Genomic DNA, 22888 nt, shown 5'->3' with positions numbered 1-22888 from the left:
GGTGCCGCCGCAGGTGAAGAAAGTTATCCACAATTTCCAAGATCCGGTTGGTAATGACCGCCCATGCTGGCTAGCCTCAGTTATGCCTAATTGGTTGCTATTTCCACTCGGGCTGACAGAGCGCAGGGTAGCTGAAGGGGAGTCACGCGGTGGACGGTGTCCGAATTGTCGAGGAAGAGGTCCGCGAAGTCATTCGCATGCGCGGTCTCGACCCGGCGCGGGAGAGCAACGAGGTCCGTCGCATCGTCTACGACGCGGTGCGGGACTACGACGAACGGTCGATGCGCGGGACCCTGCCGCGGTTGGGTGCACTTGACGAGGTCAATCGCGAGGTGTTCGACGCGGTAGCGGGATTCGGCCCGCTCCAGCCCCTGCTGGACGATCCGACCATCGAGGAGATCTGGATCAACAGCCCGACCCAGGTGTTCTGTGCCCGCGGCGGTACGAGCGAACTGACGTCCATCAGGCTCTCCGACGAACAGGTCGAGACTCTCGTCGAGCGAATGCTCAAACCCTCCGGTCGCCGGCTGGACCTGTCGTCGCCCTTCGTGGACGCGGCGCTGCCGGACGGTTCCCGTCTCCACGTGGTGATCCCGGACATCACTCGCCGTCACTGGTCGGTGAACATCCGCAAGTTCGTCGCCCGCGCACAGCGGATCGACCAGCTGGTGGAGCTGGGATCGTTGAGTCCCGCCGCTGCCCGGTACCTGCAGGCTGCCATCTCGAGCGGGATGAACGTCCTCGTCTCCGGAGCGACGCAGGCCGGCAAGACGACGATGCTGAACTGCCTGACGTCGGCCATCGGCGTACGCGAACGAGTCGTGACCATCGAGGAGATCTTCGAGCTCCAGGTGAACCGCCGCGACGTGGTCTCGATGCAGTGCCGGCAGGCCAACTTGGAAGGCGGCGGCGAGATCACGATGCGCCGCCTCGTCAAGGAGGCGCTGCGCATGCGCCCTGATCGCGTCATCATCGGCGAGGTCCGCGAAGCCGAGTCCCTCGACATGCTGATCGCGATGAATGCCGGTCTTCCCGCCATGGCCAGTATCCACGCGAACAGCGCGCGCGACGCCATCACCAAGATCTGCACGCTTCCGCTGCTGGCCGGTGAGAACATCACCCCGCACTTCGTCGTGCCCACGGTGGCGACCAGCATCGACCTGGTCGTGCACTGCGAACGCATGCCGGGCGGCCACCGGCAGGTGTCCGAAATCGTCAAGCTCGGGCAGCGGGTGGAGAACGGCGTCATCGAGAGTTCGCAGCTCTTCACGCGGATCGGCGGCGAACTCGTGGTCAACAACAATGCGGAACTGGTCCACGACAAGCTCGAACGGGCCGGTGTCGATCTCGCCGAACTTGCTGAGGTCGTTGCGTGAGCCTCCTGCTCGGCCTCACGCTCGGGATGGGGCTCTTCCTCGTCTGGCGTTCGGCCTGGGTTGTTCCGGCGACACCGAATACGGCGCGGACGTCCAGCCGCGTCGAGCGGCTGATCCTCCGCTCCGGGATCCAGAACCTCTCGCAGCGCGGCTTCATCACCGCGTCCATCATCTGCGGTGTCGTCTGCGCATTCGTCGTCCTGCTCGCGACGACGGCCCCGATCATGGCGGTGCTCTTCGGATCGTTCGGATCCGCGATTCCGTGGGCGGTGCTCCGGTGGCGGGCTGCCAAGCGTGCCGCAGCCCTGCGCGAGCAATGGCCCGAGGTGGTCGACCACCTGCGCTCCGCGATCCGCGCGGGGCTGCCCCTCCCGGACGCACTGGCCCAGTTGAGCACGCAGGGACCCAGCGACCTGCAGCTGCACTTCCGGGAATTCGCCCTCGACTACCGCGCCAGCGGTCGTTTCAACGACGCCGCCGAACGGCTCCGCTACCGCCTCGCGGACCCGGTTGCGGACAAGATCATCACCGCCCTGCGCATCACCCGCGAGGTCGGCGGTTCTGATCTGGGGCAGATGCTGGCGACGTTGAGCACGTTCCTGCGGGAGAGCGCCCGCACGCGCGGCGAGCTCGAGGCCAGGCAGTCCTGGACGGTCAACGCCGCCCGTCTGGCTGTCGGCGCTCCGTGGGCGATCCTCCTGCTGCTGTCGATGCAACCGCAGGCCGTCGCGGCCTACTCGACGTGGACAGGGGCCGGCGTCCTGCTCGGCGGTCTGCTCGTTTCGCTCATCTGCTACCGGGTCATGCTGCGCATCGGGTCCCTGCCGGAAGAAGAGCGGGTGATCAAGTGAGCCCGATCATGACGTGGTCCCTCGCTGTCGGCTGCGCACTCGGAGCCGGTCTCTGGCTGGTCTTCGTCCGGTTGCCCGCCATGCGTGCTGTCTCCTTCGCGGACCGGGTCGCGCCTCAACTGCGTTCCCGAGTGGTCAGGTCCCGTCTTCTCGGTGGAGGGGAACCGCGGGATGCCGCCCTCGGACCCATCAGCACCCTGTTCGGCCCCATCCTCGCGGACGTCACGGTCTGGGTGAACCGGATCAACCCCATCAGCGGCCACCTTCAGGCCCGCTTGCGGAAGGCCGGGCTCCGGATGACTACGACCGAGTTCAGGGCCTCCCAGCTCGGCTGGGCCGGTGTCGGGCTGCTCCTGTCGCTGGTCTGGGCGGTCTTCGGGACATTCGCCGGGTCGACGCACTGGCTGGTCGCGACGATACTGGTGATCGTCTCGACCGTCTCCGGGTTCCTGCTGCGCGAGTGGTACCTCGGAGAGCAGATCCAGCGCCGGAGCCGGCGAATCCTGAGCCAGTTCCCCAGCGTCGCCGAACTACTCGCACTCACTGTCGCGGCGGGGGAGAGCACCACCGGCGCCATCGAGCGGATCTCGCGCATCGTCGAGGGCGACCTCGCGGAGGAGTTCCAACTCACGCTGGCCGACCTCCACGCCGGGACGCCGTTGACGACAGCGCTGAACCGCATGGCGGATCGCGTCGAGCTCTCGGCGATGACCCGGTTCGTGGACGCACTGACGGTCGCCGTCGAACGCGGAACACCCATTGCCGAGGTCGTGCGCGCCCAGGCGCAGGACGTCCGCGACGCGGCGAAGCGGGAACTCATGGAGACGGCCGGCAAGAAGGAGATCGGGATGATGGTTCCCGTCGTCTTCGGCGTCCTGCCCCTGACCATCATCTTCGCCGTCTACCCGGGCCTGTCCCTGATCGATCTCAACCTCTAGAACAAGCAATCACCAATCGCACCAGGAGCGAAACCATGAAGAACCTCATCAAGCACGGCGGCCTCGGCCACGCGCTTCTCATCAGCACGATGTCCCTCGTGATCGGCCTGGCGGACCGGGTCCGCCGCGACGAACGGGGCGACGTCCCGGGTTGGGTCATGATCACCCTCATGTCCGCCGTGCTCGTCGCCGCGCTGCTGGCCGTTGCCGGTCCGCGTCTGAGCGACCTCTTCGAGCAGGCGATCAACCGCGTTTCCGGGCTCGGCTAGACACGCGGTCTCAGCGCACTATGACAATCAACGACGCGGCAGGGGAGCAGGCGGTCGAGCCCTCGCGCCGAAGAAACCCCGCATCCGGTGAATCCGGTGCCGCCGTCGCCGAATTCGTCATGGTGGTCGCGCTCCTGACCGCAGTCTTCATCTCCGTGCTGCAGCTCGCCCTCGTCCTGCACGTCCGCAACACGTTGATGGACGCGGCCGCTGCCGGTGCCCGCTACGGCGCGCTGGCGGACCGGACGGCGGAGGACGGCGCGCAGCGGACCCGGGGGATCGTCGCGGAGTCCCTCTCACCGCGATTCGCCGAGAACGTCTCGGCGGCGACATTCAGGGTGGCTGACGCGAACGGGGTGCGGGTTGTCATCGAGACCAGCTTCCCGTTGATGGGATTCCTGCCCGTTGCAGGGGACCTGACGGTCAGCGGTGAGGCTCTCGGCTATGACTGACTCGAAACAGCGGCGCGTCCTCCCCGCCGGCCCGAGCGGACGGAGTCGGCTTTTCGAGTCCCGTGCGATGCGGGCCCTCGCCTCCGACGAGTCCGGCTCGGCAGTCGTCGAATTCATCATGCTCGGGGTTGTCCTCCTCGTTCCTCTGGTCTACCTGATCCTCACGGCGGGGCAGATCCAGGCCGCAAGCTACGCCGCCGTCGGCGCGGCCGACCACGCCGCACATGCCTTCGCCAATGCGCGGGACGAGTCCAGTGGGGCCGCCAGAGCGCACGACGCCGCGACGCGCGCCGGCGAGAACATGGGCTTCTCCGCCGAATCGGTGACGATCGACTACTCGTGCACGCCTGGATGCATGCAGCGGGACGGGACGGTCACCGTCGCGGTGTCCATCGACATCGAACTGCCACTCATGCCCCCGGGCGTCGACGCCGGGGTCGGCGCGGTCGACGCCGACGCGACCCGGATCTTCGGGGGTCTCTAGTGGCGCATCCACGCCGGCAGGCAGGAGCCGGCCTCAGAGGCCATGTCGAGGACGAAACCGGCCAGTCGATGATCCTCATCATCGGCTACGTGGTGATCGCCCTCCTCGCCATCAGCGCCATGCTCGCCGCGACATCGGTCAATCTGGAGGCACGCCGCCTCCAGTCCGTCGCCGACGGGGTCGCCGACGCGGCCGCCAACGGTGCCGCCCTCGGCGGCGGAGCTGTGCGCCTGTCCGACAGCTCGGTCCGGGCGCGGAGCGAGACACACCTCGGGCGGACCAACGCCTCGGCGCGCTTCCAGGCCTTGAATCTGGCCGGAGCGAGAGCCTCGGCGGACGGGGGAACGGCCTATGTCGTCCTCGAAGCGCAAGTCGACCCCCCGATCGTCGGCTGGTTCGTCCCCAGCGGCATTCCGATTCGGGTCGAGGCCGACGCGCGGTCGGCGATGAATCAATGACGTAGGCTTGAGGGCACCATGGCTTCAACTGATTTTTCCGAAGAAATCCGCGCCCTTCGCGCGACCTACTCCTCGATCGAGGCCGTCAGCGACATCGAGGCGATTCGCGTCGATGTCGCAGACCTCTCGGAGCAGGCCGGCGCCCCCGATCTCTGGGATGATCCCGCCGAGGCGCAGAAGGTGACTTCGAAGCTCTCGCATCGTCAGGCCGAGCTCAAGCGGCTCGAGAGCATCGTCTCGCGAATCGACGACCTCGAGGTCATGGTCGAACTGGCGGCCGACGAAGCCGACGCCGACATGCTGGCCGACGCGGACCGCGAACTGGTTAGCCTGCAGAAGGCGCTGCAGGATCTCGAAGTCATCACCCTGCTTTCCGGGGAGTACGACGAGCGGGCCGCTGTGGTCACCATCAGATCGGGAGCCGGCGGCGATGACGCGACGGACTTCGCCGAGATACTGCTGCGCATGTACCTTCGCTGGGCGGAACGGCAGGGGTACTCGACCAAGGTGATGGACACTTCCTACGCCGAAGGCGCCGGCATCAAGTCGGCCACGTTCGAAGTCGAGGCACCGTACGCGTACGGGACGCTGTCCGTCGAAGCCGGCACCCACCGGCTCGCGCGCATCAGCCCGTTCGGGTCCGCCGACAAGCGCCAGACGAGCTTCGCCGCGGTCGAAGTCATCCCCCTGATGGAGGAGGCGCAGCAAGTCGACATCCCGGAGAACGACATCCGCATCGACGTCTTCCGCTCCTCGGGTCCGGGCGGCCAGTCGGTCAACACCACCGACTCGGCGGTACGCATGACCCACCTGCCGACCGGAATCGTCGTGTCGATGCAGAACGAGAAGTCGCAGATCCAGAACCGGGCGGCAGCCATGCGCGTCCTGCAGACGCGGCTGCTGCTGCAGCAGCGGGAGGAAGCGGCAGCGAAGAAGAAGGAACTCGCCGGCAACATCACGGCGAGCTGGGGCGACCAGATCCGCTCCTACTTCCTCTACGGCCAGCAGTTGGTCAAAGACCTGCGCACCGGCCACGAGGAGACGCAGCCGGACGCCGTGTTCGACGGAGCCATCGACGGCTTCATCGACGCGGGCATCCGCTGGCGGGCGGGGCAGCGCGCGCAAGCCTGACGGGCCTGATCGCCGAACCTGATGTTAATGGTCCTTAACTTGAGCCGATTTTGTGGCTAGGATCATAGTGGCGCAGCAGGGACGCTGCGCCTGAATCAGGCTGGAGGGTCGATGACTATCGATAAAACGGTCGGAACCGCCAACGAAGCGGTAGCCGACATCCCCGATGGCGCCTCGCTCGCCGTCAGCGGTTTCGGGCTGTCGGGGAACCCGATCGCCCTGATCGAGGCGCTCCTCGCGCAGGGTGCCGGCGATCTGTCGGTGGTTTCCAACAACTGCGGCGTCGACGGCTGGGGGCTGGGAGTCCTGCTCGAGGCCGGACGCATCCGCAAGATGACGTCGTCGTACGTCGGCGAGAACAAGGAATTCGCGCGCCGCTACCTCAGCGGGGAACTCGAACTGGAGCTCACGCCCCAGGGAACCCTGGCCGAGAAACTGCGGGCCGGTGGATCCGGCATCGCCGCCTTCTACACACGCTCGGGCGTCGGAACCCAGGTGGCCGACGGCGGCCTCCCGCAGAAGTACGACGCCGAGGGCGCCGTCGTGCAGGCCTCCAAACGCAAAGAAGTGCGTCCGTTCGCGCCCGGAGGGGCCGAGAACGACTACGTCCTCGAAGAATCGATCGTGACCGACTACGCCCTCGTCCATGCGCTCCGGGGCGACCGGCACGGAAACCTCGTCTTCAACAAGGCCGCCCGTCAGTTCGGACCTCCGGCCGCGATGGCCGGCAGGGTCTGCATCGCCCAGGTCGAGGAACTGGTCGAACCCGGCGAGATCGACCCGGACCAGGTGCACCTGCCCGGCGTCTATGTACACCGCCTCGTCGAGGTGGGCACTGGAATCGAGAAGCGCATCGAGAAGCGAACCGTCCGATCCGCAGAGAAGGCCTAGGGGAGCGACCATGGCACTGACACGTGAAGAGATGGCGCAGCGCGCCGCGGCTGAACTGCACGATGGCAACTACGTCAACCTCGGCATCGGCCTTCCCACGCTGGTCCCGAACTACGTTGCCGACGACGTGACCGTCGTCCTGCAGTCCGAGAATGGGATTCTGGGCGTGGGCCCCTATCCCGACGAGGACGCCGTCGATCCAGACCTCATCAACGCCGGCAAGGAAACGGTGACGGTCAACCCCGGTGCCAGCTACTTCGACTCTGCCACCAGCTTCGGAATGATCCGTGGTGGCAAGATCAACGCGGCGATCCTCGGGGCGATGCAGGTGTCCGCCACCGGAGATCTCGCCAACTGGATGATCCCCGGAAAAATGGTCAAGGGGCCGGGGGGCGCGATGGACCTGGTCCACGGAGCCGAGCGGGTTGTCATCCTCATGGAGCACGTCACGAAGGCCGGCGAGGCGAAGATTCTCGAGGAATGTACGCTCCCCCTCACGGGCAAGGGGGTCGTGGATCGGATCATCACCGACCTCGCGGTCATCGACGTCACCGAGCACGGCTTGGTCCTCGTCGAGACCGCACCGGGTGTGTCGACCGACGACGTGGTCGCAGCGACCGGTGCGCCCCTGACGATCGCTCCGCGGGCCTAGACCCGCACCGGCGGCGCGGCCCGAGAACAACGATGTCTCGGTCCGCGCCGCCGTCGTGTTTCCGGATCGAATCACGAATGGTCCTGACGGTCGATAACAGACTGGTAACGACACGCGCAGGGTCTTGCGGCGGGTATCGCCCGCAGGCAGCTAAAGTGCAAGTGCCGGTGCTGTACCTTCCCCCAGCAAAGTCCCGCGCGCGTAACCTATTACCGGTGGTTGGCGTGGGCAGAACCGTCATGATCAGATTCGAAAACGTCACCAAGGTGTACGACCAGAAGTCGCGCCCTGCTCTGGACGGTATTGACCTCGAGATCGACCGGGGGGACTTCACGTTCCTCGTCGGACCGTCCGGATCCGGCAAATCGACCTTCCTCCGTCTCGTCCTGCGCGAAGAGCGCTCCTCGAGCGGTGACGTCTACGTGGCCGGCAAGAACGTCGCGCGTGTCCCGTCGTGGCGTGTACCGAGGTTGCGGAGGGGTATCGGCGTCGTTTTCCAGGACTTCCGGCTCCTGCCCAACAAGGACGTGTTCGGCAACGTGGCCTTCGCGATGCAGGTCATCGGCAAGAGCCGCTACCTGATCCGGGAGACCGTGCCCGAGGTGATCAAGCTGGTGGGGCTCGAGGGCAAGGAGCACCGCATGCCGCACGAGCTTTCCGGCGGGGAGCAGCAGCGCGTGGCGATCGCCCGCGCGATCGTGAACAAGCCCGGGATCCTGCTGGCCGACGAGCCCACCGGAAATCTCGATCCGGCCACAAGCGTCGGCATCATGAACATCCTGGACAAGGTCAATCAGAACGGCACGACCGTCGTCATGGCCACACACGACGACGACATCGTCAACAGCATGCGCCGACGTGTCATCGAGCTGGCGGATGGGCGCGTCGTCCGCGATGAGAAGTCCGGCGAATACACGGCCATGATCCCCGTCGTCAATGCCGACGGAACCCGCGAGCTCAAGCCGGCCGGGGAAGTCCGTGTCGCGTCAGCGGCCGGAAGCCAGGCTATTGCCCCGTTCGATTCCGAGGAGGACGAGCTGTGAGGCTTGCATTCATCCTGAGCGAGATCGGTTCCGGCCTGCGCCGCAACCTGTCGATGGTCGTCTCCGTCGTCCTGGTGACCTTCGTGTCCCTGTCCTTCATCGGCGGTGCGGCCCTGCTGCAGATGCAGATCAACCAGATGAAGGACTACTGGTACGACAAGGTCCAGGTTTCGATCTTCCTCTGCGCGGACAACTCGAGTTCGCAGACGTGCGCGGCAGGTGCAGTGACGGACGAGCAGCGCGCCGACATCGAGTCGAAGATGGAGTCGCCCGCCGTCGCGCAGTACGTTGAGAGCTACCAGCACGAGACCCAGGATGAGGCGCTCACGCACTTCCAGGACCAGTTCGAGAACTCTCCGATCGTCGATACCGTCACCGCGGATCAGCTTCCGGAGTCCTTCCGCGTCCGACTTGTCGATCCGGAGAAGTACGAGGTCATCAACGAGCTCTTCTCGTCCATGACCGGCGTCGACGTCGTCGTGGACCAACGGGAGCTCCTCGAGCAGATCTTCTCCATCATGAATGTCGCGTCGCTGGTTTCGCTCGGCATTGCAGGTGTGATGATCGTCTGCGCTGTGCTCCTGGTTGCCACGACGATCAGGTTGTCGGCGTTCAGCCGGCGTCGGGAAACCGGCATCATGCGGCTCGTCGGCGCATCCAAGCTGGTCATCCAGCTGCCGTTCGTCCTCGAAGGCGTCATCGCGGCCGTGATCGGTGCGATGCTGGCCAGCGGTGCCCTGTGGGCCGTTGCACGATTCTTCATCGAGGGCCAGCTGGCCCAGCAGTATCCGGGCACCGCGTTCATCGCGAGTTCTCAGGTCTGGGTGATCGCGCCGGTACTGGTGATTTTGGGGGCACTACTCGCGGGTATCTCCTCAATGTTAACGTTGAGGCGTTACCTTAAAGTTTGACCTCTCGATTCGATAACGGTCTACTTGAAGTGTTCGGCCATTGACGGCGGAACGATCTACTGGAAGGAAAGTCCTTGGCAGAGCGACAGAGCTGCGTTTGGCCCCGGGCCGTACTGAGTGGTGCGCTCGCCGCTGCTCTGGCAGTCGGGCTGGGAGTTGCCGGCGCCGCAGCCGACGAACTCGACGACCTCAAACAGCAGATTGAGGACCAGGGCGAACAGAAGAATCGGATCGAAGGCAAGATCGACGGGCTGGAGACGGACCTGGAATTCCTGGACAAGGACATCCAGGAGACTGCTGCCGAGCTCCAGGACTACCAGTCGCGGCTCCCGGGTGCCCGCCAGGCTCTGGCCGAGGCCGAGGGGCGTGTGCAGTCAGCGGCTCAAGAAGTCGCATCACTCGGACAGCGTGTGTCGGCAGCGGAGCAGACCCGCGATGATCTGACCCGGGATCTTGAACAGGATCAGGAGAAGATCGACGAGACGCGCGAGGTGATCGGGCAGATTGCGACGCAGGCATACAAGCGTGGCGGGGTGTCGAGCAACCTGAGCCTGATGCTGGACGCAGGGGAGAAGGGCAATCTTGCTGACGGTCTGGATCTCGCAGGTCAGGCACTTCGCAGTCAGAATGCCGTCCTCAGCGATCTCAGCCAGAAGGCGGCGACGGAACGCAACGCGGAGGCTCGGCTCGAAGCCGTGGAGCAGGAGATCCGCGACCTCAAGGCCGAGGCCGAGGCGGCACTCGCCCGTGAGCAGACGGCGCGTGATGACGCGGCTGCGAAGAAGCGCGAGGTCGACAATCTGATCAGCGAGGCGGCGAGTCTCAGCCGCCAGCTCGAAGCCAAACGCCCTGAGATCAAGAACCAGATCGCCCAGCACGAAGAACAGCAGCAGCAGGTCATCTCCAACATCGCCGAGCGGCAGGAGGAGCTCAAGCGCGAAGTCGAGGAACGTCGTCGCAAGGCGGAAGAGGAGGCCAGGCGGAAGGCCGAAGCGGCTCGAGAGGCGCGCGAAGCGGCCCGTGAGGCGCGCGAAGCAGCGGAGCGCGAGCGGGCCAATCAGGAGAAGCAGCGTCAGGCCGAACAGGCCGAACGAGAGGCCGCGGATGCCGAGCGCGAGGCGGCCCGCGAGTCCAGTTCCGGCGGGTCGAGCAATTCGGGCTCGGCCAGCAGCGGCAGCAGCAGCGGATGGGGTCTGCGGAGCCCTGCGGCTGCCGGCGCCTACCTGACGTCCGGATTCGGTTGGCGCCCGACCCCCGCGGGAACAATCGACTACGGGGGAGCCGGCGGCTACGTCCACGCTGGAATCGACTACGGATTCGGAGGCGCCTGCGGCCGTCCGGTCTACGCTGCGGCGAGTGGCGAGGTCTGGTTCGCCGGCTGGGGCGGCGGCTCGGGAAACAAGGTCACGGTCAGCCACGGTGTGGTGCGTGGCAGCGCGCTCGCGACGAACTACCACCACATGTCCTCGATCGCCGTCGGCAACGGACAGAACGTCTCCAAGGGCCAGGTCATCGGCTATGTCGGAACGACGGGCAACTCGACCGGCTGCCACCTGCACTTCGAGACGATTTTGAATGGTCAGGCGGTCAACCCGCTGGGCCTGCTCTGACCCGGTCTACCGCCCCGTAGCGTAGGATGGTTGTTCTGCCGTGTGTGGAACCCGATGCTGGAAGGGGAGGTTTCCGTGGCCAAAAAGAAGATCGACAAAGACCCGTCGAACCGTGTGATTGCGTCCAACCGCAAGGCGCGCCATGATTTCACGCTGCTCGACACGTTCGAAGCCGGCATGGTCCTCACCGGGACCGAAGTCAAGTCTTTGCGCGAGGGGAAGGCCTCCCTGGTGGACGGGTTCGCACAGTTCTACGGTGACGAGCTCTTCATCGAGCATGTCTACATCCCGGAGTACCTCAATGGATCGTGGACGAATCACACGGCGCGGCGCCGGCGGAAGCTGCTGCTGCACCGGCAGGAGCTGACGAAGATCCAGCGGGAACTGCAGGACGGCGGCAATACGATCGTGCCTTTGCAGCTCTACTTCAAGGACGGCCGGGTCAAGATCGAGATCTCGGTCGCCCGCGGCAAACGCGAGTTCGACAAGCGGCAGACGCTGCGCGAGAAGCAGGACAACCGCGAGGCGCTGCGTGCCATGCGTGAGCGCAACCGGCGCAGTGCCTAGGGAATGAAATTCGTCCTGTAGTGCGTTAGACTAGATACTTCCGGGGTTTCGGCTTCGGGGTTGTGGTGGGAGACCATCATTGACAACAACATACGGGGATGATCGGTTTCGACGGTGTGAGTCGCGTCAGGAGAAGCGGGCCGAGGATGCAGAGTTATCTCGTAAACGCCCTCTGCAAACCAATAAGTGCCGAATCTAAGCGCACTGACTTCGCTCTCGCTGCCTAAGTAGCCAGACAGTCCGTCAGCCAGGGGATGCTATCGCCCCTGGACCTGGCGTCGATTAGATAGCCACTGCTGAGTACATTCGTCGCTGATGTACTCGGAACTTTTAGGCGACTGTGCCCAGGGATGCAAGCCGCATGTTTGCGAGTCGGCTTATGGGGCAGAGAAATCCCACAGCAAACTGCGCCCGGAGAAGACCAGGCAACACCTCATCGGACGCGGGTTCAATTCCCGCCATCTCCACGAACAACCCGCTCCGGCATCGCGCCCGGGCGGGTTTTTTGTTGCCTGTCGTACTTCGTGCGCGCACCAAGGCGGCCCGTCCGATCCGGCGGCAGCGTCGGCGCCGGGCACGGCTTCTGAGGCCGCGCGGCATTCGTCGAGCGCGGTTCGTGGATAGAATGTCATCACGTGTCCAACGAATATCGTGTGGGGAAGGACCGCTCTTCGAATGACCAAGGCTGCCAATGCGCTTTCGTTCCTGCTCGAAGTCGCCCTGATCGGCGCAGTCGTCATGTGGGCCATCGCAATATGGGACCTGGCGCCCATGCTCGCCGTGGCCATGGCCGGAGTGCCCGCCGCCGTGCTGACCGCCGTCTTCATCACCTCGAATTCGAAGTGGCGACTGATGTGGCCCGTCCGCCCTGTGGTGGCCCACGGCCTCTTCATCGCCGGCGCGATCGTGCTCATCGGCTTGGAGCACCTGTCCTTCGGCTGGATCTTCTTGGTTCTCGCATTCGTCAGCATCGGGCTGACGTGGCGCCTCCGCGGCTCCATGCGCAGAACCGACGAGGAAATGCGCAGACTGCGAGGCGCCGAGGCCGTGGACAGCGGGGACGATTCCCGGCAGCGTCCGACCGGGCGGCGCGCGGCCAGGTAGCCGCCCACTCGGATCCTTCCGCGTCGGCCGGGTGCTTCATCCGGTCAGAGCCGCGTAGGCCAGCCATCCCGCGGCGGCGGCAGCGTACCCCAAGGCGAGATTGGCTATCGCGTTGAGTCCGGCCAGGGCATAGCGTCCGGCGAGCCACTCCTTCATCGTCGCTACGCCGAACGAGCTGTAGGTGCTCAACCCGCCGCAGAGGCCCACGGTCAGGATGGTTTGGACCTCGTGGTCGAGCCCGGAGGCGAGCGAAGCAGCCAGGACGGCGCCGAGAATCAACGAGCCGGCCGCATTGGCTCCCAGGGTCCCCAGCGGCACTCCGTCCGGGCCGCGTCGTTGAAGCAGAAGGTCCAACCAGACGCGGGTGACGGCGCCGGCGGACCCCGCTGCGGCTACAGCCAGGGCGAGTAGCAGTCCGCTCATCATTCCGCCTCATTCCGGGGATGGTCGCGGTGATCCAGCTCCGGACGTGCCTTGAATTCCATCGAACGGCCGAGAACCAGGCCGGACGCCGCCGCCACCAGGCAGGACAGGGCCGTCAGCCCAGTGAAGAACCACAGCAGGGGGGTGTCTCCGGAGCCAGCCAGGCCGGAGAGCGGCGCGGCGACGGCGACGGCGGAGAACGAGGTGAACGAGCCGAGCAACCCGCTGGAGGCAGCCAATCGCACAGTGCCCGACCCGGAGGCGTGCAGGCGCCCTGCTGCGTCCCACCAGCCGGTGAGGAGGCCGAGTACGAGGCAGCCCAGGACGTTTGCGGCGAATGTGCCCCACCCCAGCGACGCCGGATCGGAGGCCAGCGGGCCGCCGGGATCGTCGAAGGCCAGCCCGAGCAGGTAGCGGAGCAGGGTGCCGGCGAATCCGGCAGCAGCCACGGCGCCTACGGCGCGCGCCGGGAAGAGCGGGGAGCGGCTCGTAGGTGTCACCCCTCGTCCAGGAGGGTGGTGGGCCGGACCCACACGGCCGCCGCGTCATCGTCCGTCAGCCCGTGACCGCGGGTGTGCAGCGCTGCCCCCGGCACGATGCCCTTGGCGGCGCAGGTCCGCAAGACGTCGGGATCGGCGTCGCTGATGCGGACGACGACGGCGGTCTCCGCCGGGGCGTGGTCGAGCCTCGTCGCGTTCGGCAGGCGGGAGTCGCCGTCTGCGGTCGGGATCGGGTCTCCGTGGGGGTCGCCCTCCGGGTGGCCCAGAAGAGCGTCGATGCGGTCGATGAACCGCTCCGACACGGTGTGCTCGAGGATCTCGGCCTCGTCGTGCACCTCGTCCCAGGTGTAGTCCAGCTGGTCGACGAGGAAGGTCTCGATGAGGCGGTGGCGGCGGATGACCTTGAGCGCCGCGGACCGGCCTGATTCCGTGAGTCCGACCGAACCGTAGGGAGGGTGCACCATGAAGCCGCGCGAGACGAGCTTTGCGACCATGGCCGACGCGGAGGCGGGGGAGACAGCGAGCTTGGCGGCGAGCCGGCCGGTCGTCACCTTCTGCGGATCCCACTCGCGGAGGCCGTAGACGACCTTGAGGTAGTTCTCCTCACTCGGGCTGAACTCGGCATCGGGGGCGTGCGTCCCGGGCGACATCAGGCGGCTCCACGGAGTCGCGCGCGGGCGATCATGCCCTGCTCCGGGGCGGCGAGGTATGTCACCGCGAAGAAGGAGGCCTGGGCGAGGACGATGGCGGCACTGGCGGACACATCCAGATAGTAGCTGACGTACAGGCCGCACACTGCGGAGGCGACGCCGAGGCCCGCCGCCAGCATCAGCATGCGCCCGAAGCTGCGGGTCCAGAGGAACGCGGTCGCGCCGGGAATGATCAACATGGCGACGACCAGGATGATGCCCATGGCCTGCAGGCTGGTGACGACCGTCAGAGCCAGAAGGCCGAGGAGCAGGAAGTTGAGGGCACGGGTGTTGATTCCGAGTGCGTGGGCGTGGACCTTGTCGAAGGCCAGCAGCATGAGGTCCTTGCGCAGGTAGAGGAGGACGCTCAGCGTCAGGACGGCGAGGACGCACACCTGGACGAGGTCCGGCATGGTGACGCCGAGGACGTTGCCGAAGAGGATGTGGCCCAGGTCCACTTCGCTCGGTGTCTTCGAGACGATCGCGAGGCCGAGGGCGAAGAGGGCTGTGAAGACCACGCCGATCGCGGTGTCGGACTTCAACGACGTCGTACTCCTGAGTGCGCCGATGAGGAACACCGCGCCGAGGCCGAAGGCGAGGGCGCCCACGGCGAAGGGGACTCCCACCAGATAGGAGATCGCGACGCCCGGAAGCACTGCGTGCGAGATGGCGTCGCCCATGAGCGCCCATCCCATGAGGACCAACCAGCAGGAAAGCACAGAGCAGACGAGTGCGGCGGCGAGCGCCACCGTCAGGGCATTGCTCATGAAACCGTAGGCGAACGGCTCCGTGAGCCAGGTCAGGATGTTCATTTCTCCTCCTGCCGTGGGCCGCCGAAGGCCTGCGCGAGATTGGACTCCGTCAGGACGGCGGCGGGAGCCCCCGAGGCGAGGACGCTGTGGTGCAACAGGATGGCCTGCGTGCAGAACGTGGGGACGCCGGCGAGGTCGTGCGTTGACATCAGGATCGTCCGGCCTTCGGTGGTGAGCGTCGTCAGCAGATTCATGATCAGCTTCTCCGAGGTCACGTCGACACCGGCGAACGGCTCGTCGAGCAGCATCAGCTCCGCTTCCTGGGCAATGCCGCGGGCGACGAACGTCCGCTTCTTCTGGCCGCCCGACAACTGGCCGATCTGCCGATGCGCCAGATCGGTGAGGGCGACGCGCTCGAGTGCGTCGTCGACGGCGGCTCGGTCGGCGGCGGCGGGGCGCCGGGAACGGCCCATGTGGCCGTAGCGTCCCATCATGACGACGTCCCGGACGCTCACCGGGAATGTCCAGTCGACGTCCTCGGCCTGGGGAACGTAGGTGATCAGACCCTGCTTCCGTGCCCGCAGCTGGTCGTGGCCGAACAGGCGGACAGAACCCCGCTTCGGGCTGACGAGGCCCATCAGGGATTTGAACAGCGTCGACTTGCCGCTGCCGTTCACGCCCACCAGCCCACACAGTTCGCCGGCGTCGACCGAGAAATCCACGCCGTCCAGTGCCTTGAGCGCCCCATAGGAGACCGTCAGGTCCTGGACTTGGATGACGCTCATTCGGCATCCCCGGGATCCGGGCCATCGCCGAGCCCCGCCGAGATCACGTCGAGGTCGTGGCTGATCAGGGAGAGGAAATCCGGGACCGGGCCGTCCTGCTCGGACAGGGAGTCCACGTAGAGGGGACCGAGCAGTTCGGCGCCCGTGGCGGCGGCGACCTGCTGCTGTGCGCCGTCGTTCACGGTCGATTCGCAGAAGACTGCGGGGACATCGTTGTCCTTGACGAATTCGATCTGGGAGCGGATCTGCTGCGGGGTTCCCTCGACGTCCGAGTTCACCGGCCACAGCGAGTGCTCCTGCAGCCCGAGGTCCCGGGCCAGGTAGGAGAACGCGCCCTCGCAGGTCACCAGGGCGGCACCGTCGTCGGGCAGCTCGGCGGCCGTCCGCTCGGCCAACTCGTCCAGCTCCGCCTTGAAGGCCTGCCCGTTGGCGGCGAAGTACTCGGCGTCCTCGGGGCTCAGATCCGAGAGGGCGGCGACCGCGTTGTCGACGTAGACCTTGGCGGCCGTGGGCGACATCCACGCGTGCGGGTTGGGGCGGCCCGAGTATTCGCCGGAGACGATGTCGATCGGTTCGATGCCTTCGGAGAGGACGACGTGGGGGACATCGACGTCCGCGACGAAGCGTTTGAACCACCGTTCGAGTCCGAGCCCGTTGTCCATCACGAGGTCGGCCTCGTGAACCCGCACCAGATCCGAGGGGGTCGGCTCGTAGCCGTGGATCTCCACACCCGGTTTGGTCAGCGACAGGACCTCCGCACGATCGCCGGCGACCTGGCGGACGAGATCGGCGATGACGCTGAAGGTCGTCAGTACTATCGGTCCGTCCGTCGCCGCGGGTTCACCGGTGGTGGCGGGCGCGCTTGCGGGTGCGCCGCAACCCGTCAGGGCGAGGCCGATGGCGAGGGTGGCAGCGGTCGCGGCCGCGCGCGGGGTGCGGAGTCGACGATGCGCGTCTCTCCGTGCCCCGGGTGACTGCGAGCCGACTGCTGTGCGGGCGCGTCCTCGGGCCTGCACCGGATCAGTTTTTTTAGCCATGCCTAAATCTTGCCTCTTCGAAGCCTGGGACACAATTCAGGCCAGACAGAATTAAGGGCGGCCCGTCATGATGGCGACATCATGACGGGCCGCCCTGGCGGGCTGGTGGCCGGCTCAGGTCCTGCTGAGCACTCGGAGCGCCTCGTCGTGAAGGAGCCCGTTGGTGGCGAGCGAGTTGCCCCCGAAGCAGCCGTCTTCTCCGTCGAGCGAGGTGAAGCGTCCGCCCGCTTCCTGAACGATGGGGACGAGAGCGGCCATGTCGTGCAGGCCGAGCTCGGGCTCGGTCGCGATGTCCACGGAACCCTCCGCCAGAAGGCAGTAGGACCAGAAGTCGCCGTAGGCGCGGGTGCGCCAGACCTCGTCGTGGAGCGCGAGCATGCCGTCGAGCTGGCCGCGCTCCTTCCAGCCAGTGAGGCTGGAGTAGGACAGGGAGGCGTCGGCGAGCTTGTTGACCCGTGAGACGCTGAGCGTCGTGGCACGCGAGAGGGATTTGCCGGCGTAGGCGCCCATGGCCTCAGCGGCCCACCAGCGGCGGCCCAGAGCCGGTGCCGAGACGAGGCCGACGACCGGGCGGCCTTCGTCGACGAGGGCGATGAGCGTGGCCCACACGGGCACGCCGCGGACGAAGTTCTTGGTGCCGTCGATCGGGTCGATGATCCAGCGCCGGGGGCCGTGGCCCGTGCTGCCGAATTCCTCGCCGAGGATGGCATCGCGCGGACGCGAACGGCGCAACTGGCCGCGGATGGCCTCCTCGGCGGAGCGGTCCGCGTCGGTGACCGGCGTGAGGTCGGGCTTGGTGTCGATGGCCAGGTCGAGCGCCTTGAAGCGTCCCATGGTCAGCGAGTCGACGGAATCCGCCATGACATGGGCCAAGCGGAGATCGTCGTTGTAGGTCATCACGTCGGTGGTCATACTTTCCAACCTACCTCAGCGCTAGTACGAACCGAGTTCTTTGGCCTCCACCTCGTCCTCCGCGCCGAGCAGCCGGCGGAACGATGAGAGCCGGCCCGGGCCGGAGTCGCCGGCCCGCCCGGATCGGACCCAGGCGTCGAGTCCGCAGCCGGGTTCCCCGGAGTGGTGCGTGCAGCCGCGGGAGCAGTCCTGCGCGCCGGGGGCGATGTCCGGGAATGCGCCGAGGATGTTGTCCGGTTCGACGAGTGCCAGCCCGAAGGAGCGGATGCCGGGCGTGTCGATAATCCAGGTGCCGGGTTCGGCATCCGCGATGCGCAGCGCCAGGGCGGACGAAGAGGTGTGGCGGCCGCGACCGGTGACGGCGTTGACGCCGCCGGTCGCGCGCTGGGATCCGGCCAGGGCGTTGACGAGCGTGGATTTGCCCACGCCGGAGTGGCCGAGGACGACACTCACCTTGCCGTCGAGCAGCTCGTGCAGGCGCGTCAGGGCCGCCGAATCAAGCCGGGCCGACTCGCCGTCGGCGGAGCGCGCGTCGGTACCGCTGGCGGCGTCGCCTGTGCTGCGGCTGATGACGACGTCGAGGTCGACGTGGGAGTAGTTGGCCAGCAGACCCGTCGGCTCCTTCACGTCCGCCTTCGTGACGCAGAGGATGGGGTGGATGCCGGCGTCGTACGCGGCGACGAGTGCCCGGTCGATGAATCCGGTGCGCGGCTCGGGATTGGCGGCAGCGACGACGATGACGAGCTGGTCCGCGTTGGCGACGACGACCCGCTCCACCGGATCCGTGTCGTCGGCGCTGCGGCGCAGCAGCGTGTGCCGGTCCTCGATGCGTACGAGTCGAGCGAGCGTATCGGGCTTGCCGGAGGAGTCGCCGACGAGGCCGACGAAATCGCCGGGGACGACCGGCTTGCGGTTGAGTTCCCGCGCACGGGCGGCGATGACGAGGCGTTCCTCAGGTGTTCCCTCGTCGACGATCGCGGTGTAGCGTCCCCGGTCGACGGTGATGATGCGCCCCTTGACGGCGTCGGCGTGTTTCGGCCGCTCCTTCGTCCGGGGGCGTGTGCCGCGTTTGTTGGGGCGGACGCGGACGTCGGACTCGTCCCAGTCGTATCGGTTCCCGGCCATCAGGAGCCCCCGGCGGAGTCCACCATCCGCTCCCAGAGCGCGGGGAATTCGGGCATGGTCTTGTCGGTCGTGCCGATGTCCTCGACCCGGACGCCGTCGACCGCGAGGCCCAGTACGGCCCCGAAGGTGGCCATCCGGTGATCGGCGTAGCTGTCGACGACCCCGGCGTGCAGCGGCCGCGGGCGGACGACGATCCCGTCGTCGATCTCCTCGGCGTCGCCGCCGAGCCGCGTGATCTCCGTGACGAGGGCCGCCAGACGGTTCGTCTCGTGGCCGCGGAGGTGGGCGATGCCCGTCAGTCGGGATTCGTCCGCGGCGACCGCGCAGAGTGCGGCCACCGTCGGGGCGAGTTCCGAGGCATCGGCGAGGTCGATCCCCCGGATCTGGTCCGGTCCCGAAACGGTGAGCGTGCCCTCGGTCAACTGGACTCGGCCGCCCATCCGGGGGAGGATCTCCCGCCACAAGTCGCCGACCTGCGTGGTCGGCGTCGGCCAGTCCGGGATGCGCACCGTCCCTCCGGTCACCATGGCGGCCGCCAGGAACGGGCCGGCATTGGAGAGGTCCTGCTCGATCAGGGTGTCGAACGCCCGGACCGTCCCTTCGTCAACCTTCCACGAGGTCTTGCTGGTCGTGAGCACGTCGACGCCGACGTCGCGGAGGACATCGATCGTCATGTTGATGTGGTCCAGGCTGGGGATCGTCTGACCGACGTGTTCGACGACGAGGCCGCCCGGGACCCGGCAACCCACGAGGAGCAGTGCCGAGACGAACTGCGAGGACATGCCCGCGTCGATGCGGACGTGCGCCGGGCTCTCGGACCGGGGAGCCGCGGGGCCCGAAGTGACGGTGAACGGGAGGGCGGCCAGGCCGTCGTCGTGCACGGCGAAGCCGAGCTGGCGCAGAGCGTCGATGACGGTGTCCATCGGGCGCGTGCGCGCATGCGGATCGCCGTCGAATCGCGCTGGGCGCCCCGCGAGAGCCGCGATCGGCGGCACGAACCGCATGACCGTGCCGGCCAGGCCGCAATCGATGTCGACCAGCGGTGCGTCAGCCGCGTCGGGGCCCGCGGGAGCCAGTGGCGTCACGCGCAGGTCGGGACCGTAGACTCCCGTCCCCTCGACCCGTTCGATCCGTGCGCCGAGGGCCTCGAGCGCGGCGATCATCAGTGCGGAATCCCGCGAGTGCAGGGGATGGCGCAGGACCGACGGGCCGTCGGCGATGGCGGCGAGGACCAGATACCGGTTGGTCAGTGATTTCGATCCCGGGACGCGGACAGTCGCGTCGATGGGGGAGGAGGCGAAGGGGGCCGGCCAGGTCGGGGCGGCGACAGGATCTGCGGGGTTCATCTGATCAGCGGCCGAGAACGTCCTCGGCGGACTTCGCAGCATCTTCCGCTTTCCGCTTCACGGCGCGGGTGACGTCCTTGTTGGCCCGGGTGAGCTGCTTGCGGGCCTCCTTGCTCAGGTGCTGGGCGCGCCAGGCCAACGACGGCTGCCCCGCCGTGTCGACGCTGGCCAGGAGGACGCCGCCGGCCAGGGAGGCCGACTTGAGCTTGTCGCCGAGCGAGGAATCGGCGTAGTCGTCCGCGGCTGCGACGAGCGACGACAGGACCAGCGTTGCCGCGGAGAACCGCGGTGCCTTGCCCGCGGCGAAGAGGAGACCGGCGACGATCTGGGTGCCGCCGATCGCGCGGGCGAGCAGTTCCGGACGGTCGGCGACGACGGCGGCCTGCGGGCACTTGTCGGCGACCTTGTCCAGGACGCGGCGCAGCCGGGCCGCGGTCTGCTGCGGCTTGGACAACCGTTCGACGCCTGTCCAGATGTAACTGGACGCGAGCAGTGGACGGGCGAGCAAACGGACTGCGGACATTCTTCCTCCAACGGTCAAGCCGACTTGTCAGTCTCTAGTCTTGCATTTTTTGTCGCGCGCGCGGGGAACGCCCCGCCTTCGCGGACTTCGGGGCGCGGGGGAATACGCGGCCCGGGGGTCCCGTTGAACCTAAGTGACAAGCAGCAGGAGATGGAGGTGGGCCGTGGGTGGTACCGAAGGCGCCGTCATGGAACGGCCGGCGTGCGTAGACTGGGCGGTGATGACCGATTCAAACAACCGCACGGAAACCGTTGAGGCAGAGGCCGAGACGACTGAGCAGCGTCGCGCGCGATTCGAGCGCGACGCGCTCCAGTACGTCGACCAGCTGTACTCGGCTGCGCTGCGCATGGCGCGCAATCCCAGCGACGCCGAGGATCTGGTGCAGGAGGCCTACGCCAAGGCCTACTCTGCGTTCCACCAGTACAAGCCGGGGACGAACCTCAAGGCCTGGCTCTACCGGATCCTGACGAACACCTACATCAACCTGTACCGCAAGAGGCAGCGCGAGCCGCAACGGTCCAGCACCGAGACCGTGGAAGATTGGCAGATGGCGGAGGCCGCGGAACACACCTCGTCGGGCCTGCGGTCCGCGGAGGCCGAGGCGCTGGACCACCTGCCCGACTCGGATGTGAAGACGGCACTCGCGTCGATTCCGGAGGAGTTCCGGCTCGCCGTCTACTTCGCGGACGTCGAGGGCTACTCCTACAAGGAGGTCGCCGAGATCCTCAGCATCCCCATGGGAACGGTGATGTCCCGGTTGCATCGCGGACGCAAGCAGCTTCGTGAGTTGCTCGCCGACTACGCAGCCGACCGCGGTATCGGAAAAAAGGGCGCTGATCGCACATCAGCGGCGAAGAAGCAGGAGAAGAAGTAATGGGCGACTGCCAATCGCTGGGCGACTGCGAAGACTCGCGGATCGCCCGGCTCTACGAATACCTCGACGGGGCGCTGTCGGTGGACGACCTGAACGACGTCAAGAAGCACTTGGAGCACTGCAACGAGTGTGCTCAGGAGTACGACCTCGAATGCATCATCCGTTCGGTCGTGAAGCGCTCGTGCAGCGAGCAGGCTCCCGATGCGCTCAAGTCGCGGATCATGACGCGGATCAGCGAGATCCGCGTGGAGATCGGACACGGATAGTACCGCCGTGGAGTTAAACGCCGGAGGCCGGCACCCGCATGGGTGCCGGCCTCCTTCGCTCTGTGAAGAGCACGCTACCTAGCTGTTGGGGCGCTTGCCGTGGTTGGCGCCGCCGCGCTTGCGGTCTTTACGCTTGCGTGCACGCTTGCTGCTCATGGTGACTCCTTCTTTTGTTCGTCAAAGGATGAATCATCCCAAAAGGACTGCGTACCAGTGTCCCACATCAGGGGCCCCCGTCCTAACCGGCGGTGGGCTCCGGCATATTCAACCACTGGTACCAGCCCCGGTGGAGGACGAGCCAGGCGATGAGCCCGTGGCCCGCCTGTCCCGGCGCGCCGTCGTTGGCCGCGAGATCGCTGCGCCACTGCTCGTGGTGCTGCAGCGGAGCAAACGTGTCGACGAAGGCGTGGTGCCGGCGGCTGGTGACGTCTGCGAAGGCATTCGACAGTTCTGCCAAGCGGGCGTTGCGTTGGGTGTCGAGACCCGGTGGCGGCCCTACGACGAGTGCCTTGATGCTCGACTGGGAGGCCGCGTCGAGGATGTTCGCCAGGTTCAATCGGCTGCGCGCCGTCGACAGGTCCTCATCGAGGTCGGCGTCCGAGAGCGAGATGACGACACGGTTCTCCGCCGTCTCGGAGAAGCGCGGCGAGGCCTCGCCGAACCAGCGTTGCGCGAGGGATTCGGTTCCCTCCCGCGGGGCGGCCAACTGGAAGCTCTGGAGCGACACCTCCGGGCTCTGCGTGCGGGCGAGGACTCGTCCGTACCAGCCCAGGGCACGTGGATCTCCGTGACCAGCCAAGAGTTCGTCGCCGACGGCCACCAAGCGAATGATGCGTTGTTGCACGAAGGTCCTTTCTGCGGGCAGTGATACCACCCTAGCAAGGGTCGGCTTAAAGAACGGGGGCGGACACGTTGGTGT

The 22888-nt window shown here is 66.7% G+C and carries 29 protein-coding genes and 1 other RNA gene; 18 read left to right on the top strand and 12 right to left on the bottom strand.

Annotated elements, in window-relative coordinates:
• Positions 1–149 precede the first annotated feature (149 nt).
• From IE069_RS10545 to IE069_RS10470, 16 genes are all read left to right on the top strand, one after another.
• Positions 150–1376, top strand: coding sequence for a TadA family conjugal transfer-associated ATPase (locus IE069_RS10545; protein WP_189350288.1), 1227 nt, complete (start codon positions 150–152; stop codon positions 1374–1376).
• Positions 1373–2227: a type II secretion system F family protein gene (locus tag IE069_RS10540; protein WP_189350286.1), complete on the top strand. Its 855-nt coding sequence runs from the start codon at positions 1373–1375 to the stop codon at positions 2225–2227. The genes IE069_RS10545 and IE069_RS10540 overlap by 4 nt, the downstream gene beginning before the upstream one ends.
• A gap of 8 nt (positions 2228–2235) precedes the next feature.
• Positions 2236–3165, top strand: coding sequence for a type II secretion system F family protein (locus IE069_RS10535; RefSeq protein WP_189350284.1), 930 nt, complete (start codon positions 2236–2238; stop codon positions 3163–3165).
• A gap of 89 nt (positions 3166–3254) precedes the next feature.
• Entirely contained in the window at positions 3255–3434 is a 180-nt protein-coding gene (locus tag IE069_RS10530) for a hypothetical protein (RefSeq protein ID WP_189350381.1), read from the top strand.
• A 20-nt stretch (positions 3435–3454) separates the two neighbouring features.
• The gene (locus IE069_RS10525; protein WP_189350282.1) at positions 3455–3886 is read left to right on the top strand and encodes a TadE/TadG family type IV pilus assembly protein; all 432 of its coding nucleotides are present in this window, start codon (positions 3455–3457) and stop codon (positions 3884–3886) included.
• Positions 3879–4370, top strand: coding sequence for a hypothetical protein (locus IE069_RS10520; RefSeq protein ID WP_189350280.1), 492 nt, complete (start codon positions 3879–3881; stop codon positions 4368–4370). The genes IE069_RS10525 and IE069_RS10520 overlap by 8 nt, the downstream gene beginning before the upstream one ends.
• On the top strand, positions 4370–4828 hold the full coding sequence (locus tag IE069_RS10515) for a hypothetical protein (protein WP_189350279.1): 459 nt from the start codon (positions 4370–4372) through the stop codon (positions 4826–4828). Before IE069_RS10520 ends, IE069_RS10515 begins: the two co-directional genes overlap by 1 nt.
• A gap of 18 nt (positions 4829–4846) precedes the next feature.
• A complete protein-coding gene (gene prfB / locus IE069_RS10510; protein ID WP_189350277.1) occupies positions 4847–5959 on the top strand; it encodes a peptide chain release factor 2 in 1113 nt (370 codons plus the stop codon).
• A gap of 111 nt (positions 5960–6070) precedes the next feature.
• Complete coding sequence (locus tag IE069_RS10505; protein ID WP_189350275.1) at positions 6071–6850, top strand: CoA transferase subunit A; 780 nt, start codon at positions 6071–6073, stop codon at positions 6848–6850.
• 10 nt (positions 6851–6860) lie between these two features.
• On the top strand, positions 6861–7502 hold the full coding sequence (locus tag IE069_RS10500; RefSeq protein WP_189350273.1) for a 3-oxoacid CoA-transferase subunit B: 642 nt from the start codon (positions 6861–6863) through the stop codon (positions 7500–7502).
• 239 nt (positions 7503–7741) lie between these two features.
• The gene (gene ftsE / locus IE069_RS10495; protein WP_189350267.1) at positions 7742–8545 is read left to right on the top strand and encodes a cell division ATP-binding protein FtsE; all 804 of its coding nucleotides are present in this window, start codon (positions 7742–7744) and stop codon (positions 8543–8545) included.
• Complete coding sequence (ftsX, locus tag IE069_RS10490; protein WP_189350265.1) at positions 8542–9456, top strand: permease-like cell division protein FtsX; 915 nt, start codon at positions 8542–8544, stop codon at positions 9454–9456. Before ftsE ends, ftsX begins: the two co-directional genes overlap by 4 nt.
• A 74-nt stretch (positions 9457–9530) precedes the next feature.
• On the top strand, positions 9531–11066 hold the full coding sequence (locus IE069_RS10485; RefSeq protein ID WP_189350263.1) for a M23 family metallopeptidase: 1536 nt from the start codon (positions 9531–9533) through the stop codon (positions 11064–11066).
• Positions 11067–11120: 54 nt separating this feature from the next.
• Complete coding sequence (smpB, locus tag IE069_RS10480; RefSeq protein WP_189350261.1) at positions 11121–11633, top strand: SsrA-binding protein SmpB; 513 nt, start codon at positions 11121–11123, stop codon at positions 11631–11633.
• A gap of 94 nt (positions 11634–11727) precedes the next feature.
• Positions 11728–12103, top strand: a transfer-messenger RNA (tmRNA) gene (gene ssrA, locus IE069_RS10475).
• Between the two features lie 205 nt (positions 12104–12308).
• Complete coding sequence (locus IE069_RS10470) at positions 12309–12737, top strand: DUF2568 domain-containing protein (protein WP_189350259.1); 429 nt, start codon at positions 12309–12311, stop codon at positions 12735–12737.
• A 36-nt stretch (positions 12738–12773) separates the two neighbouring features.
• On the opposite strand, the gene IE069_RS10465 is transcribed toward IE069_RS10470, so the two are convergent.
• The 10 genes from IE069_RS10465 to IE069_RS10420 form a co-directional block, all read right to left on the bottom strand.
• Complete coding sequence (locus IE069_RS10465; protein WP_189350257.1) at positions 12774–13160, bottom strand: fluoride efflux transporter FluC; 387 nt, start codon at positions 13158–13160, stop codon at positions 12774–12776.
• Positions 13160–13609, bottom strand: a complete 450-nt coding sequence (locus IE069_RS10460; protein ID WP_189350255.1) for a fluoride efflux transporter FluC — start codon at positions 13607–13609, stop codon at positions 13160–13162. Before IE069_RS10460 ends, IE069_RS10465 begins: the two co-directional genes overlap by 1 nt.
• 47 nt (positions 13610–13656) lie before the next feature.
• A complete protein-coding gene (locus IE069_RS10455) occupies positions 13657–14310 on the bottom strand; it encodes a metal-dependent transcriptional regulator (protein WP_189350253.1) in 654 nt (217 codons plus the stop codon).
• Entirely contained in the window at positions 14310–15161 is an 852-nt protein-coding gene (locus IE069_RS10450; RefSeq protein WP_189350251.1) for a metal ABC transporter permease, read from the bottom strand. Before IE069_RS10450 ends, IE069_RS10455 begins: the two co-directional genes overlap by 1 nt.
• Positions 15158–15886, bottom strand: a complete 729-nt coding sequence (locus IE069_RS10445) for a metal ABC transporter ATP-binding protein (protein ID WP_189350249.1) — start codon at positions 15884–15886, stop codon at positions 15158–15160. Before IE069_RS10445 ends, IE069_RS10450 begins: the two co-directional genes overlap by 4 nt.
• Positions 15883–16923 carry a metal ABC transporter substrate-binding protein gene (locus IE069_RS10440; protein ID WP_189350247.1) on the bottom strand — a complete coding sequence of 347 codons (1041 nt, stop codon included), beginning with the start codon at positions 16921–16923 and terminating at the stop codon, positions 15883–15885. The genes IE069_RS10445 and IE069_RS10440 overlap by 4 nt, the downstream gene beginning before the upstream one ends.
• A 114-nt stretch (positions 16924–17037) precedes the next feature.
• Positions 17038–17835: a histidinol-phosphatase gene (gene hisN, locus IE069_RS10435; protein WP_189350245.1), complete on the bottom strand. Its 798-nt coding sequence runs from the start codon at positions 17833–17835 to the stop codon at positions 17038–17040.
• Positions 17836–17856: 21 nt separating this feature from the next.
• A complete protein-coding gene (rsgA, locus tag IE069_RS10430; protein WP_189350243.1) occupies positions 17857–18960 on the bottom strand; it encodes a ribosome small subunit-dependent GTPase A in 1104 nt (367 codons plus the stop codon).
• A complete protein-coding gene (gene aroA / locus IE069_RS10425; RefSeq protein WP_189350241.1) occupies positions 18960–20306 on the bottom strand; it encodes a 3-phosphoshikimate 1-carboxyvinyltransferase in 1347 nt (448 codons plus the stop codon). Before aroA ends, rsgA begins: the two co-directional genes overlap by 1 nt.
• Before the next feature lie 4 nt (positions 20307–20310).
• A complete protein-coding gene (locus IE069_RS10420; protein WP_189350239.1) occupies positions 20311–20829 on the bottom strand; it encodes a DoxX family protein in 519 nt (172 codons plus the stop codon).
• A 220-nt stretch (positions 20830–21049) separates the two neighbouring features.
• Between IE069_RS10420 and IE069_RS10415 the strand changes: the two genes are divergently transcribed.
• Together IE069_RS10415 and rsrA are read left to right on the top strand one after the other, a co-directional pair.
• Positions 21050–21703 carry a sigma-70 family RNA polymerase sigma factor gene (locus IE069_RS10415; RefSeq protein WP_189350237.1) on the top strand — a complete coding sequence of 218 codons (654 nt, stop codon included), beginning with the start codon at positions 21050–21052 and terminating at the stop codon, positions 21701–21703.
• Positions 21703–21969 (top strand): mycothiol system anti-sigma-R factor, encoded by a 267-nt coding sequence (gene rsrA / locus IE069_RS10410; RefSeq protein ID WP_189350235.1) that lies wholly within the window; start codon positions 21703–21705, stop codon positions 21967–21969. The genes IE069_RS10415 and rsrA overlap by 1 nt, the downstream gene beginning before the upstream one ends.
• Positions 21970–22047: 78 nt before the next feature.
• Here rsrA and IE069_RS15790 read toward each other — a convergent pair whose 3' ends face one another.
• The gene (locus IE069_RS15790; protein ID WP_373278143.1) at positions 22048–22125 is read right to left on the bottom strand and encodes a 50S ribosomal protein bL37; all 78 of its coding nucleotides are present in this window, start codon (positions 22123–22125) and stop codon (positions 22048–22050) included.
• Positions 22126–22207: 82 nt separating this feature from the next.
• Complete coding sequence (locus IE069_RS10405) at positions 22208–22813, bottom strand: GDSL-type esterase/lipase family protein (RefSeq protein ID WP_189350233.1); 606 nt, start codon at positions 22811–22813, stop codon at positions 22208–22210.
• Between the last annotated feature and the right edge of the window lie 75 nt (positions 22814–22888).

Source organism: Zhihengliuella salsuginis (assembly GCF_014651715.1).
In the GTDB taxonomy this organism is placed as follows: domain Bacteria; phylum Actinomycetota; class Actinomycetes; order Actinomycetales; family Micrococcaceae; genus Zhihengliuella; species Zhihengliuella salsuginis.
This window is presented reverse-complemented; position numbering and strand designations above follow the sequence as displayed.